The following is a 12908-nucleotide window of genomic DNA, read 5'->3' as shown; positions in this document are numbered from 1 at the left end:
ATCTTTCCGTCTGAATCTGGCTTATGCCAGTTTTGTTATGTGTGCCATTAAACCACAATGCTATTACAGTGTGGATAAAAAACTGCTCAAACCTGTTACGGGTTATTGGTTTTCTGTTTCATCGCCGCACGGCGGTGACGCCAGATTTCAATCACTCCAGGCAGGATTGAGATAAAGATGATAGCAACAATCAACAGTTTCAAATTCTGTTGTACCATTGACATATCACCGAATATATAACCAGCATAGGTGAATAACAGTACCCAAACCAGTGCGCCAATCACGTTATAAGCAGCAAAATGACGATAAGACATTTTCCCCATGCCTGCAACGAATGGTGCAAATGTTCTGATAATGGGTACAAATCGCGCTAAAATAATGGCTTTCCCACCATGTTTTTCATAAAACTCATGTGTTTTATCCAGATAACTCCGGCGGAAAATTTTCGAATCCGGATTGGTAAATAATCTTTCGCCAAAGACACGGCCAATAGCATAGTTCACCGCATCGCCAATAATAGCCGCAATAATCATCAATATCACCATGATATGCACATTCAGATCATTGGAATCCAACGCCGCTAAAGCACCCGCAACAAATAAAAGCGAATCTCCCGGCAGAAATGGAGTCACCACCAACCCTGTTTCACAAAACAGAATCAGGAACAGAATGCCATATATCCAATGACCATATTGTGCGACAAGTTCCGCTAAGTGCATGTCAATATGGAGAATAAAATCAATAATAAATTTAGTAAAATCAACGAAATGAGTCAGAAATTCCATAATATTCCCCGTTATACCAAAACATCCTTGTCGGCAACCAAAATGTTAAATCAGATCATCTGCCAGAAACAGAGGCCCCATAACCGATCCCGGCAAACCAAACTGCGCTGGATAATCAACGGCAACCAGATATAATCCTGCCGCTTTGGCCGTCGCAGCGGCTTTTGTCCGGTCTTTTACCGCAAGCAATTGAGCCATCCAGTTAATATCCTGATTCCCACAACCAATTTCCATCAGGCTACCGACAATATTACGCACCATATGATGCACAAAAGCGTTGGCTTTAATATCTATTACGACGTAATACCCGTAACGGTTGACATTAATATGCATCACATTACGCCAGGGTGTTTTGGATTGGCATTGAACCGCACGGAAAGAGGTAAAATCATTTTCCCCCAACAAACACTGCGCGGCCTGATGCATCCGCTTTTCATCCAATGGATAATGAAAATGTGTCACGCCACAGGCCAGTACTGCCGGACGATAACGATGATTAAAAATAATATAACGATACCGCCGGGCAGTCGCGCTGAAACGGGCATGGAAATCCTCATTCACGGTTTTTACCCAACGAACAGCAATATCCGGTGGTAAATGTGCGTTCACTCCCATTGTCCACGCCGCATCCTTGCGCTGCACAGACGTTTCAAAATGAACGACTTGCCCTGTTGCATGTACTCCAGCATCGGTCCGGCCGGCACAAAATACCGATATGGGTTCATTAGCGACTTTTGATAACGCTTCCTCAAGACACCCCTGAACACTTTTCACTTCCTGCTGGCGCTGCCAACCATAATACCGGCTGCCATCGTACTCAATGCCCAATGCAATTTTCATTTTTGAACCTGGCACAGATGCTGTTTGTTCTGTACCAAACATCAGTAAAATTGCTCCTGAATCAGTTTTTCCGCAGTCTCAACCGCCATCAGCGCACCACCAAACCGAATATTGTCGGCTACAGACCAGAATTGTAATACTTCCGGCATACCATAATCATTACGCAGACAGCCAATACTCAACAAATCATTACCAGATGCGTCTGTCACCGGAGTCGGATAATCGCCTTCATCAGAAACATGAATATCAACCATCCGCTCTAACTCTTCACGGGCTTCTTCCACACCAACCGGGCGCAATGTTTCCAAATGGACTACCTGAGCATTACCATAAAAAACCGAAGACTGAACGCAACTGACTGAAATCGGCAGCCCCTCATCCTGTAAAATTTTGCGTATCTGATCCACAAGACAGCGCTCTTCACGCACCGAGCCTTCGGCATCTGCCAGCAACGGTAAAAGATTAAATGCCAATTGCTTGCTAAAACGACCTGGCTCGGGTGGGATACCGTTAAGTAAACGAGCGCTCTGACCGGCTAATTCATCAACCGCCGCTTTGCCGTGAATGGAGGCAGAGAGCAAATTAGTCAAATGTAAGCGTGCAATTCCTGCGGCGTCAACCAACGGTTTAATTGCTGTCAGCACCTGACTGGTCATGCAATCTGCCAAGGCGACAATATTACGGTTACGATAATCCGCCAACGCATGAGGATTCACACCCGGGACAACCAGGGGAACATCCGGCTCCATAGCAAATAATCCGCTGCTATCGAGCACCAGACAACCTGCTTCTGCCGCTTGTTCAGCATACTGTGCCGTAGCTTCTGTTCCGGCCACAAAAAAAGCGAGTTGCACCTGTGACCAGTCAAAATCAGCAACATCACGGACAATTAAACTTTTACCATTAAAACGCAGGTTTTCACCGGCACTATGTTCACTGGCAAGAGGATACAGTTCACCAACGGGAAACTGACGCTCCTGTAATAACGCCAGTATCGCTTCACCTACCGCGCCTGTCGCACCCAACAGGGCAATATTCCATCCTTCCGACATGTTGGTTTTCTCCACCTTATCTTTCTGATATGCAGGCATATTTCTGCACGAATTAAATCAGTTCTGTACTGAAACCAAGAGCGGCTAACAACTCAGCACTCTCTCTGTTATCACAACATACAGTTAGGGATGACCATTCCCGACGTTCCAGATAGTTTTTGCGCAGAAGATCGAATTGCCCTTTCTGACCGGCAACCTGCCGTAACGGGGTATCATCGCGGCGCACATCATACACTAAATGTATCAATCGCTTTAATGTGCTTTGAGTCACATTTCCATGCAGAGTGACCCGGCTGAAATCAGGCTCAGGCAACAGCTCAGATAAGGCAACTTTACGGGGTTGATCAAGGAATCCACAATAAGCCTCAAATACCTGTGTAGTGCCGCGTGCCTTACCTTCGAGGGTATAACCCGCGATATGCGGAGTACCTATATCGACTAATTCCAGCAATGGCAGGGATAAATCAGGTTCTGGTTCCCAAACATCCAGCACAACACTGAGTTTTTTACCACGCGTCAACTCGGCAAGCAGGGCCTGATTATCAACAACTTCACCCCGGCTGGCGTTAATCAATATGCGGTTATCCGGCAAAGCCGACAATAATTCAGTACCCGCCAGATGAAGTGTTTTATATGGGCCTGATTTACTCAGTGGCGTATGGAATGTCAGAATATCCGCCTCTTTGACCAGTTTCTCCAATGGCCAAAATTCACCGGCATCACCTCTTTCAGCTCTTGGCGGATCACATAAGAGTGTCCGTATACCAAGGGTAGATAACCGCTCTGCCAGCCGGCCACCGACATTACCGACACCAATGATCCCCACAACTTTATCTTTGAGTTCAAAATTGTCACGTTCAGCCAGTAACATTAATGCGGAGAAAACATATTCAACCACAGCAATGGCATTGCATCCCGGCGCAGCAGAAAACCCGATTCCCGCCTGAGATAACCACTGTTGATCCACATGGTCCGTACCCGCGGTTGCCGTACCGATAAATTTTACCGTGCTGCCTTTCAGCAATTCTTCATTAACTTGAGTCACCGAGCGAACCATAAACGCATCCGCGTCATCCAGTGCTCCTTCCGGCACCGGGCGCCCAGAAATAGCGTGTACATCCCCTAATTGCTGAAACAGTTGTTCAGCATAAGGCATATTTTCATCAACCAGAATCTTCACTTCATTCCATCCTGTGGCATAAAACGGACGTAGCCGGCTATTTTGCCATTTAATCGTAATAAAACCCATCACGACGGTTTCTTTTATTGTTAGCCTTTTCTGAAACGCTCCGGTGTCGTACCCGCCAGTTGCTGAAACATCGCAATAAAAGCAGAAGATGAGCTGTAACCTACATCAAACGCGACTTCATTAACGGTTTTCCCTTGTTCCAGCAAAGAAATAGCATGGATAAACCGCAGCCGTTGCCGCCACTCACTAAATGATATGCCTAATTCTTGCCGGCAACGCCGTGACAAAGTACGTTCTGAGGTATAACGCTGTTTTGCCCATTGTGCCAATGACGTATTATCAGCCGGATTGCGTTCAAGTTCCTGTAATATCGGTGCTAAAAGTTTATCTTTAGATAAAGGCAGATAGGTATGCTGAACAGGAGACTGAATGAGTTGATCAATCAGCACTTGAGCCAGCCGTAAATCCTGTTCTGTTTCCGGTATTTTTAATTTACGTTCAAAACAATCAGCCATAATCGTATTGAATATTGAGCTAAGACGAATAATACAAGGAGCATCCGGCAATAATTTCCCCCACTCAGGAGAGATATCTATTGCCCTGAATCTCATGGATTTTCTACTATATCCCGAATGCTCTATTCCTTCCGGTATCCAGACACAGAATTGCGTCGGCGCTAAGAAATGTTGTCCCCCAGCATTCATTGCCATTACACCACAGACGACATAAATAAGTTGCCCGAATGGATGGGTATGACGTAAACACTCGGTGTCCGCACTGAATAATTCGCTACGAAAAGAAATACTCGCCGGAATATCCATATACTTTACAGGGATATGAAGTTTTTCTGCCATATTGTCTCAATTGCCTTATCCATTGTCTGATTATCGTTATATATAATAAATCAGACACCATTAGACTAAACACTCATTTTTATCTCAATGCGACTCATCTATATGAATATGATTTTCCCGCTTCTGGCAGTCCTGATTTGGTCAATTAATGCCGTGGTGAGTAAAGCCTCCGCTACAGCAATTGATCCAGCTGCAATCTCTTTTTATCGCTGGTTCCTGGCCTTTCTCGCATTAACTCCCTTTGTTGTGCTGCCTGTTATTCGCCAATGGAAAACAATCTGTCAATATTGGTGGAAGTTATTAATTCTTGGTGCACTTGGTATGGTACTTTACCAAAGCCTGGCCTATTACGCTGCACACAGTATCAGTGCAACATTTATGGGAATTTTTAGCTCATTGATTCCTCTTTTGACTGTTGTCATCAGTATATTTGTTTTACGTGTTGTCCCCACTGTTGGTATTGCTCTTGGTACTGTGCTATCGCTGTTTGGTTTAGTCTGGTTAGTCAGTACCGGTGATCCCATGTCATTGTTGCAACACGGTTTAGGCCGCGGTGAATTAATGATGTTGATTGCTTCCACCTCCTACGCACTCTATGGCGTATTAACCAAACACTGGTCTATTCCATTGCCAAACTGGCAATCCCTGTATGTGCAGATTACTTTTGGTGTCCTGTTATTACTGCCAAATTTCTTGTTGACCGACGATGTTCAATTGAATGCCAACAATATCTCGTTAGTCTTATTCGCCGGTATTCCCGCCTCTATCCTTGCCCCTTATTTATGGATACAAGGTGTCATAAAACTTGGTGCTAATACTACTGCCATATTTATGAATTTGACGCCAATATTTACAACGATTATCGCTATTCTGGTTCTGCACGAAAAAATTCACAGTTACCATCTGATCGGTGGCGGCATAACACTATTAGGTGTCGTACTGGCACAACAATTACGTGCTCCTCTTTTTGGCCGTAAAACAGAAAAACCGCAGAAAACTAATCATCAGAAAGCCTGAAAGGAATTCTTACTAATAAGCCGCCCAGTGTTTCACTGGGCAGTAATTGTGGATGAGTACCATGATAAAGACTAATGTCTTTTACCAGAGCTAATCCCAGCCCTGCCCCTTCATGCCCCGCAGCATTATCAAGACGATTAAAAGCCATCAGTGACAAATTGACTTCTTCTTCAGCAATCCCCGGCCCACTGTCATCCACTTCCAAATAACAATATGTCTTACAAGGGCTGAGAATAATTCTGGAAGTCACCATTCCGCCCTCCGGCGTATATTTAATTGCATTGTCTAATAAGTTGGCGCACATTTCTGTCAGTAATACAGGTTCGCCTTTTATCCACTGAGTATTTTCTCCTTCATAACCCAAATCAATATATTTACTTTCAGCCTGTTGCAAACGAGAAAAACATGCCTGTTGCAACAATTCGACTAAATTGACCGGCTTATAATCTTGAACCGCTTCCTTTTCATGCGCTTTTAAACGAGAGAGTTGTAATAAACGGTCTGTCAGAGAAATCGTATTTTCCAACGTACTATCAATAGCCCGCAAGCTCTCTTTCCATTGTTCGGGAGCTTGGCTGGCAAGTGCGACCGCCACCTGGGTTTTCAATACCGTTAATGGTGTTCTGAGTTGATGAGAAGCATCCGCACTGAATCTTTTCTGTCGGCTAACCATCAGTTTCAGCCGCTCTATATAGCGGTTAAGTGCATGTAATAACGGAGAAAGTTCTGACCACGGCAACATATCCGGTAACGGAGTCAGATCATTAGCGGGGCGACGAACCATGACACCAGAAAGTTTATGTAGTGGTTTGAGTAATTGTTTCAACAGAAAATAAGCCAGAATCAGCGTCAGCCCGACAACGGCTCCCTGACTCAGCAAAGAAGATATTAATAATTGTTGCGCAAGGTAATGACGGGAAGCCACTGTTTCAGCAACCAGTATTAACGCCATTCCCATCATTCCACCTTCATTGATCGGCTGATAAAATGCAGCAACCCGAATAGGCTGCCCATGATATTCCGCATCATAAAAATAGACCAACGCAGTGTATAAATTGGAACGCGGTGTATATTCAGGTATCAATGGCAAATCGTCATAACCAGAAATTGTTTTCCCTTCAGGAGATAACACCTGATAGAACAGCCGATCATTCATATTTCGCTCAAAACTATCCAGAACCACATAAGGCACATCAACAATTAACTGCTTATTCTTAACTGTCAACCGTTCTGCCACGGTTCGGGCTGATGCCAGTAAAGTACGATCATAAGCCAATGTAGCCGCATTTTTTGCACTGAAATAATGGGTATAAACAGATAGACCGCCTAACAAAAACAGCGGAACGCCAAAAAACAAGAGTAACTGATGAAACAGTGACTTCGGCACTTTGAATAATTTCATCCGTTCTGGCACTCCAGACGATAACCTAATCCCCGTAATGTACTGATCCCTACACTGCTACCTGATAGTTTTTTCCGAACCCGATGTACATAAAGTTCAATACTTTGTGGATTCGCCTCATCTGACAGTGCAAATACTTGTTCAAAGAGCTGTTGTTTAGAAACCGGCCTTCCCCGACGATGGAACAGTGTTGTCAAAACAGAGAGTTCCCGCGGTGTCAAAGCCAGTGGCTCATCGCCCAAAATAAAATAACCTTCATCCTGATAAACCAGGGAGCCAAATGTCGGAGTCTCCTGAGAAATATTTGCACTACGCCGAAGTAATGCCCGGATACGCGCTTCTAATTCCTGTAAATCAAAAGGTTTAGTCAAATAATCATCAGCGCCAGAATTAAGCCCTTTGACCCGATCAGAAACATCAGCCTTAGCCGTCAATAATAATACCGGCAGATTTTGTCCCCGCTTACGCAAACGAACTAACAGAGAAAGGCCATCCAACCTTGGCAAAGAAACATCCAGAATCAACAATGCATAATTTTCTGTCTGCAATAATTGATCGGCAACGATGCCATCACTGGCAACATCTACAGCAAACCCTGCACTACTCAGTGCTTTTTGCAGCCAATGCAATAATTCAGGGTGGTCTTCCACTAATAATAAGCGCATATTTTAAATATCTAATCGATTAATATAATTACAAAGGCGGATTCGACTAATAAGTGCAATTTTTCAGAAAGGCGGTCAGTTGCTATAGTAGGCACCTTTCCCGCCACAGGAAAATGCACTATGGCCTATACACAACTGACCGAGACAGAAAGATATCAGATTTCCAGTTTAAAAAAAGCGGGTTTTTCACAGCGTTTCATTGCTGAGTCACTTAAGCGAAGCCCGTCGACCATCAGCAGAGAATTGAAGAGAAATCAAGAAGTCCAGACATACTGCCCTGAACAGGCTCATTTGAAGGTATTGGCTCGTCGTCATTTTGCTAAGAAAGCCGTGAAAATAACGCCGGAAGTAAAAAAATGGATAAAACGGTTAATTTGGAAAGACTTAAGTCCTGAACAGGTGGCTGATTATTTAAAGCAACATAAAGGGATATCTTTGCATCATGAGACAATTTATAGACTGATTTATAAAGATAAAATAGAGGGGGGTGATTTATGGCAACATCTGCGAATNGCCAGAAAACCCTATCGTAANCGTTATGGTAGCTATGAAAGAAGAGGCAAAATTAAAAATCGGGTCAGTATTGATGAACGCCCGGAAATTGTTGATAAAAAAGAACGTATTGGCGACTGGGAAGGAGATACGATAATAGGGAAAGGAAAAAAAAGTGTCTTATTAACATTGGTTGACCGCAAGACGCTGTATACAATTATCGTTAAACTTGATAGCAAGCGAGCTTCAGAAGTCGCGAAAGCGGCAGTGAAAGTATTATTTCCGTTAAAACAAAAGGTTAAGACCATCACGTTCGATAACGGTCTGGAGTTCGCAGATCATGAAATCATCAGTGAAAAATTAGAAACCCAAATTTACTTTGCTCACCCTTATTCGCCTTGGGAAAGAGGGATCAATGAGAATATCAATGGGTTAATCAGACAATACTTTCCAAAGGGAACCGATTTTAATGAAATCTCTGATCAGGAAATAAATTTTGTGGTAAACCGATTAAATAATCGCCCCCGGAAAACACGGGGTGGGAAAACACCGAATGAATTATTTAAGGGAATACGAACATGTTTACTTCCAGATTAACGATGTTGCACTTATTATGTGAATCTACCAAACATAACTATTTTCCCAATTTATATTACTGCTTGTAATATTCTGAAAAATAGTCGGACATTTAGAATCTATCTTACTTAACCCATTTTATTTACCGTTCAGCGCCATTCATTCCAGAATATAGGTGCTATAATTAACATAACTCAGTCCAACGAGTGATTTGTGATTTTTTGCGATTATTCAGATCGCAAAAACCAGATTAAGTTCCTTTCGAGTGATCTACTGTTTTGAAACGCTATTTAAGCCAGAAAAGCGAAATAATCCCTCATATAGGAGAAGTCACATGCCACACATTGAGCCAGATGAAACACAAGAATGTACCATTTGTTTAGAAAATAACGACAAGCCCTTTTACCAACTCAGTTGTAATCACGGCAGCCCCGAAAGCCATCCAATGCACACGGAATGTTTAAAGCAATTCTTCCAATCTCAAGTTGACTCAAATAGTGTCCCTGGAATAGCTTACGTGACATGCCCTTGCTGCCGACAAAATCCAGCACCACTTAACATCGATGAAATTATGCGCTCCTAGCAATCAATTAAATTAAGTATGAAGATGTAAAGCCATTAAACAGCCGCCTATAATGCGGCTGTTTCGATTAGGATTTTTGCTTTATATCTTCATCCACATTAGGCGCAAGTTACGGCTATTTTTACCAAAAACCACACCACCTTCGAACAATTTCTCTTTGAGCAGCCTAACACCAAACAAAGCAACATCAGCACCACGAGAAACTTACAACAAACCAAAACAAAAAAGAAAGTCTGTCGCCATTTATTAACTCATTAATGCGAAACGCTACGCAAATTAAGCGATTGAAATCACATATCAACAACTTTTCTTGTTAATGAAAGGTAAATGAAAGGTTTTGTTATTATCAATTAAGTCAACCAGACCTGTTTTATGGTGGCTATATCTTACACGGGTATCAATGGAACAACTAAATGAAAACTATAATAATCAAAACATTAGCAGCAACCGTTTTACTATTTAGCGCAAGCAGTGTTTTTGCTGCCGATGCCCCTAGCAGAACTGAATGTATTGCCCCGGCAAAACCGGGTGGCGGGTTTGATCTGACTTGCAAGCTGGTACAGGTTTCGTTACTGGATACGAAAGAGATCAGTAAACCTATACGTGTCACCTTTATGCCCGGCGGTGTTGGTGCTGTCGCTTACAACGCTATCGTGGCACAGCGGCCTGCTGAAGCGGGAACTATCGTTGCCTTTTCCGGTGGCTCTTTGCTCAATTTGTCTCAAGGAAAATTTGGCCGCTACAACGTTAATGATGTTCGCTGGCTGGCAAGTGTTGGCACTGATTTTGGCATGATTGCTGTCCGTGCTGATTCTCCTTATAAAACCTTGAATGATTTGATGAATGCTTTCAAAGATAACCCCACCAGCATTGTGTTTGGTGCCGGCGCTTCTATCGGCAGTCAAGACTGGATGAAAACAGCACTGCTGGCAAAAGAGGTTGGTATTGATCCTCACAAAATGCGTTACGTCGCTTTTGAGGGAGGTGGTGAACCGGTCACTGCTCTGCTGGGTAATCATATTCAGGCTGTCTCCGGCGATCTGAGCGAGATGGTGCCTTACCTGAATGGAGACAAAATCCGTGTTTTGGCTGTTTATGCCGATAAACGGCTGGAAGGTGATTTAGCCAATATCCCTACCGCCAAAGAGCAAGGCTATGACCTGGTATGGCCGATTATCCGCGGATTTTACATGGGACCAAAAGTCTCCGATGAAGCGTATCAGTGGTGGGTTGATACTTTTAATAAATTACAACAAACAGATGCTTTTAAAAAGCAGCGTGATATCCGTGGATTGTTCGAATTCAATATGACCGGCAAGGAACTGGACAGCTATGTGAAAAAACAGGTTGAACAGTATCGTGAACAAGCCAAAGCTTTCGGCTTAGCCAAATAACAGGGCAATTATCATGAGCGATCGTATCTTCGCGGCTGTCTGGTTAGTACTCTGTACCATCGGTATGGTTATTGGTTGGGGGATCCAAAGTGAATACACTTATGAACCCCTGGGGCCCAGACCTTTTCCGATGATTATTCTGTCTTTGATGGCTCTCTGTGCTTTATTGCTGCTCTTCAAAAAACCAGAACAGAACAACTGGCCTGACGCATCGGTTATTCGTCGCCTGATGATACTGATTGTCTCTTTGGTTATTTATGGCTGGGCATTTGAATGGCTGGGTTTTCCTCTGGCTACCGCTCTGCTGACATTCGGTGTCGCTCTGTTATTTAACGCGACACTGCCTGCCGCAATCATTTCCGGGGTGTTCCTTGGCGTCACGCTCTACTTCGCCTTTGACCGCTTACTCGATGTAACCCTGCCTCTCGGCAACTGGCTCAACTGACGGAGAATCTTATGGAAACCTGGATGTATCTCAGTCAGGGTTTTGAAGTTGCAATGGTGCCGCAAAATCTGATTATTGCTTTAATTGGCTGTTTTGTCGGTACGATTGTTGGCCTGTTACCGGGGCTTGGGCCAATTAATGGTGTCGCTATTCTGCTGCCACTGGCTTTCGCGTTAAAACTGCCTGCTGAATCGGCTCTGATCTTATTAGCAACTGTTTATATCGGCTGTGAATATGGTGGGCGTATATCGTCGATTCTGCTGAATGTTCCCGGCGATGCCGCCGCCATTATGACCGCATTGGATGGTTATCCGATGGCTAAACAAGGGCGGGCGGGTGTGGCGTTATCTATTTCCGCGGTCAGTTCTTTCTGTGGTTCTTTGCTGTCAATTTTCGGCATTATTTTGTTTGCTCCATTACTGGCGCAGTGGTCATTGGCTTTCGGCCCTGCTGAATATTTTGCACTAATGGTTTTTGCTATTGCCTGTCTGGGTAGCATGATGAGTCAGAATCCGCTGAAATCACTATTAGCGGCACTGATAGGATTGGGTCTGGCAACTGTCGGAGTAGACGCCAACACCGGGGTTTACCGTTTTACTTTCGACAACGTTCATCTGTCAGATGGTATTCAGTTTATCGTTGTAGTAATAGGACTGTTCTCTGTCAGCGAAATTCTGCTGATGCTAGAGAATACATCAACCGGCCAAACTATTATCCGCAAAACAGGCCGTTTGTTGTTTAACCGCAAGGAAGCGGCTGAATGCGCCATGCCAACGATCAGGTCATCTTTTATCGGTTTCTTTGTCGGTATTTTGCCAGGTGCAGGGGCAACAATTGCCAGCGCAATTACCTATATGACCGAGAAAAAGATCAGTGGAAATAGCGATTCATTTGGTAAAGGTGATATTCGTGGCGTTGCGGCACCGGAAGCGGCTAACAACGCTTCGGCCTGTGGCTCCTTTATTCCAATGCTAACATTGGGAGTTCCAGGTTCAGGCACTACTGCCGTTATGATGGGTGCATTAACGCTCTATAACATTACGCCGGGTCCGGGAATGTTTACTGAGCAACCGGATATTGTTTGGGGACTAATTGCAGCATTGCTGATTGCCAACGTTATCCTGCTCATCATGAATATCCCAATGATAGGTCTGTTCACCCGAATGTTAACTATTCCGTTATGGTTCCTTGTCCCTGCCATTGCTACCGTTTCGGCCGTTGGTGTATATGCTGTACACAGTACTACATTCGATCTTCTGTTGATGATAGGTCTAGGCGTTTTTGGTTATATTCTAAGGAAAATGAATTTCCCCATGTCGCCATTAATTCTCGGTTTCGTATTAGGAGAGATGTTGGAACAAAACTTACGTCGCGCACTTTCCATTAGTAATGGAGAATTTGGTATTCTGTGGAACAGCACGATTGCTCAGAGTTTATTGATATTGGCTGTATTGGTTCTGATTATTCCTCCACTATTACGCATCATCCGTAAACGTCGTATTCAGCAAATGGTTACTGAAACTAAAGCCTAATAAACAAAAGCCCATAATTATCATCGAAAAATTATGGGTTTTTGTTACTGAAAAGATAAAACCACACTTCAAATTACATTAA

Annotated in this window: 12 protein-coding genes; 5 read left to right on the top strand and 7 right to left on the bottom strand. The window is 43.7% G+C overall.

Annotated features, from left to right (window positions below; genetic code table 11):
* Nucleotides 1–95: 95 nt before the first annotated feature.
* The 5 genes from PTE_RS03570 to PTE_RS03550 form a co-directional block, all read right to left on the bottom strand.
* Entirely contained in the window at nucleotides 96–785 is a 690-nt protein-coding gene (locus tag PTE_RS03570; RefSeq protein WP_036843225.1) for a DedA family protein, read from the bottom strand.
* Between the two features lie 45 nt (nucleotides 786–830).
* The gene (truA, locus tag PTE_RS03565; RefSeq protein ID WP_036843539.1) at nucleotides 831–1625 is read right to left on the bottom strand and encodes a tRNA pseudouridine(38-40) synthase TruA; all 795 of its coding nucleotides are present in this window, start codon (nucleotides 1623–1625) and stop codon (nucleotides 831–833) included.
* Between the two features lie 41 nt (nucleotides 1626–1666).
* Entirely contained in the window at nucleotides 1667–2677 is a 1011-nt protein-coding gene (locus PTE_RS03560; RefSeq protein WP_036843223.1) for an aspartate-semialdehyde dehydrogenase, read from the bottom strand.
* A 52-nt stretch (nucleotides 2678–2729) separates the two neighbouring features.
* Complete coding sequence (gene pdxB / locus PTE_RS03555; protein WP_036843538.1) at nucleotides 2730–3857, bottom strand: 4-phosphoerythronate dehydrogenase PdxB; 1128 nt, start codon at nucleotides 3855–3857, stop codon at nucleotides 2730–2732.
* 89 nt (nucleotides 3858–3946) lie between these two features.
* Nucleotides 3947–4720 carry a helix-turn-helix domain-containing protein gene (locus tag PTE_RS03550; RefSeq protein ID WP_036843222.1) on the bottom strand — a complete coding sequence of 258 codons (774 nt, stop codon included), beginning with the start codon at nucleotides 4718–4720 and terminating at the stop codon, nucleotides 3947–3949.
* Between the two features lie 102 nt (nucleotides 4721–4822).
* Here PTE_RS03550 and PTE_RS03545 point away from each other — a divergent pair, with 102 nt between their 5' ends.
* The gene (locus PTE_RS03545) at nucleotides 4823–5737 is read left to right on the top strand and encodes a DMT family transporter (RefSeq protein ID WP_036843220.1); all 915 of its coding nucleotides are present in this window, start codon (nucleotides 4823–4825) and stop codon (nucleotides 5735–5737) included.
* On the opposite strand, the gene PTE_RS03540 is transcribed toward PTE_RS03545, so the two are convergent.
* Both PTE_RS03540 and tctD read right to left on the bottom strand, forming a co-directional pair.
* Nucleotides 5718–7139: a sensor histidine kinase gene (locus PTE_RS03540; protein WP_036843219.1), complete on the bottom strand. Its 1422-nt coding sequence runs from the start codon at nucleotides 7137–7139 to the stop codon at nucleotides 5718–5720. The two genes, PTE_RS03545 and PTE_RS03540, sit on opposite strands and share 20 nt — an antisense overlap.
* The gene (gene tctD / locus PTE_RS03535; protein ID WP_036843218.1) at nucleotides 7136–7804 is read right to left on the bottom strand and encodes a transcriptional regulator TctD; all 669 of its coding nucleotides are present in this window, start codon (nucleotides 7802–7804) and stop codon (nucleotides 7136–7138) included. Before tctD ends, PTE_RS03540 begins: the two co-directional genes overlap by 4 nt.
* 120 nt (nucleotides 7805–7924) lie before the next feature.
* Here tctD and PTE_RS03530 point away from each other — a divergent pair, with 120 nt between their 5' ends.
* From PTE_RS03530 to PTE_RS03515, 4 genes are all read left to right on the top strand, one after another.
* Nucleotides 7925–8893 carry an IS30 family transposase gene (locus tag PTE_RS03530; RefSeq protein WP_036843217.1) on the top strand — a complete coding sequence of 323 codons (969 nt, stop codon included), beginning with the start codon at nucleotides 7925–7927 and terminating at the stop codon, nucleotides 8891–8893.
* A 975-nt stretch (nucleotides 8894–9868) separates the two neighbouring features.
* The gene (locus PTE_RS03525) at nucleotides 9869–10849 is read left to right on the top strand and encodes a Bug family tripartite tricarboxylate transporter substrate binding protein (protein ID WP_036843215.1); all 981 of its coding nucleotides are present in this window, start codon (nucleotides 9869–9871) and stop codon (nucleotides 10847–10849) included.
* Nucleotides 10850–10862: 13 nt separating this feature from the next.
* A complete protein-coding gene (locus PTE_RS03520; RefSeq protein WP_036843214.1) occupies nucleotides 10863–11294 on the top strand; it encodes a tripartite tricarboxylate transporter TctB family protein in 432 nt (143 codons plus the stop codon).
* Nucleotides 11295–11305: 11 nt separating this feature from the next.
* Entirely contained in the window at nucleotides 11306–12826 is a 1521-nt protein-coding gene (locus PTE_RS03515; protein ID WP_036843213.1) for a tripartite tricarboxylate transporter permease, read from the top strand.
* Nucleotides 12827–12908: the final 82 nt, after the last annotated feature.

The organism is Photorhabdus khanii NC19, from assembly GCF_000517265.1.
GTDB lineage: Bacteria > Pseudomonadota > Gammaproteobacteria > Enterobacterales > Enterobacteriaceae > Photorhabdus > Photorhabdus khanii.
The sequence above is the reverse complement of the archived record's forward strand: the minus strand, read 5'-3'. Positions and strand labels throughout refer to the sequence as shown.

Bases quoted from the DNA above. Each gene is read 5' to 3' on its own strand.
- PTE_RS03570 (WP_036843225.1), bottom strand. From the start codon at position 785: ATGGAATTTCTGACTCATTTCGTTGATTTTACTAAATTTATTATTGAT.
- truA (WP_036843539.1), bottom strand. From the start codon at position 1,625: ATGAAAATTGCATTGGGCATTGAGTACGATGGCAGCCGGTATTATGGT.
- PTE_RS03560 (WP_036843223.1), bottom strand. From the start codon at position 2,677: ATGTCGGAAGGATGGAATATTGCCCTGTTGGGTGCGACAGGCGCGGTA.
- PTE_RS03550 (WP_036843222.1), bottom strand. From the start codon at position 4,720: ATGGCAGAAAAACTTCATATCCCTGTAAAGTATATGGATATTCCGGCG.
- PTE_RS03545 (WP_036843220.1), top strand. From the start codon at position 4,823: ATGAATATGATTTTCCCGCTTCTGGCAGTCCTGATTTGGTCAATTAAT.
- PTE_RS03540 (WP_036843219.1), bottom strand. From the start codon at position 7,139: ATGAAATTATTCAAAGTGCCGAAGTCACTGTTTCATCAGTTACTCTTG.
- tctD (WP_036843218.1), bottom strand. From the start codon at position 7,804: ATGCGCTTATTATTAGTGGAAGACCACCCTGAATTATTGCATTGGCTG.
- PTE_RS03525 (WP_036843215.1), top strand. From the start codon at position 9,869: ATGAAAACTATAATAATCAAAACATTAGCAGCAACCGTTTTACTATTT.
- PTE_RS03520 (WP_036843214.1), top strand. From the start codon at position 10,863: ATGAGCGATCGTATCTTCGCGGCTGTCTGGTTAGTACTCTGTACCATC.
- PTE_RS03515 (WP_036843213.1), top strand. From the start codon at position 11,306: ATGGAAACCTGGATGTATCTCAGTCAGGGTTTTGAAGTTGCAATGGTG.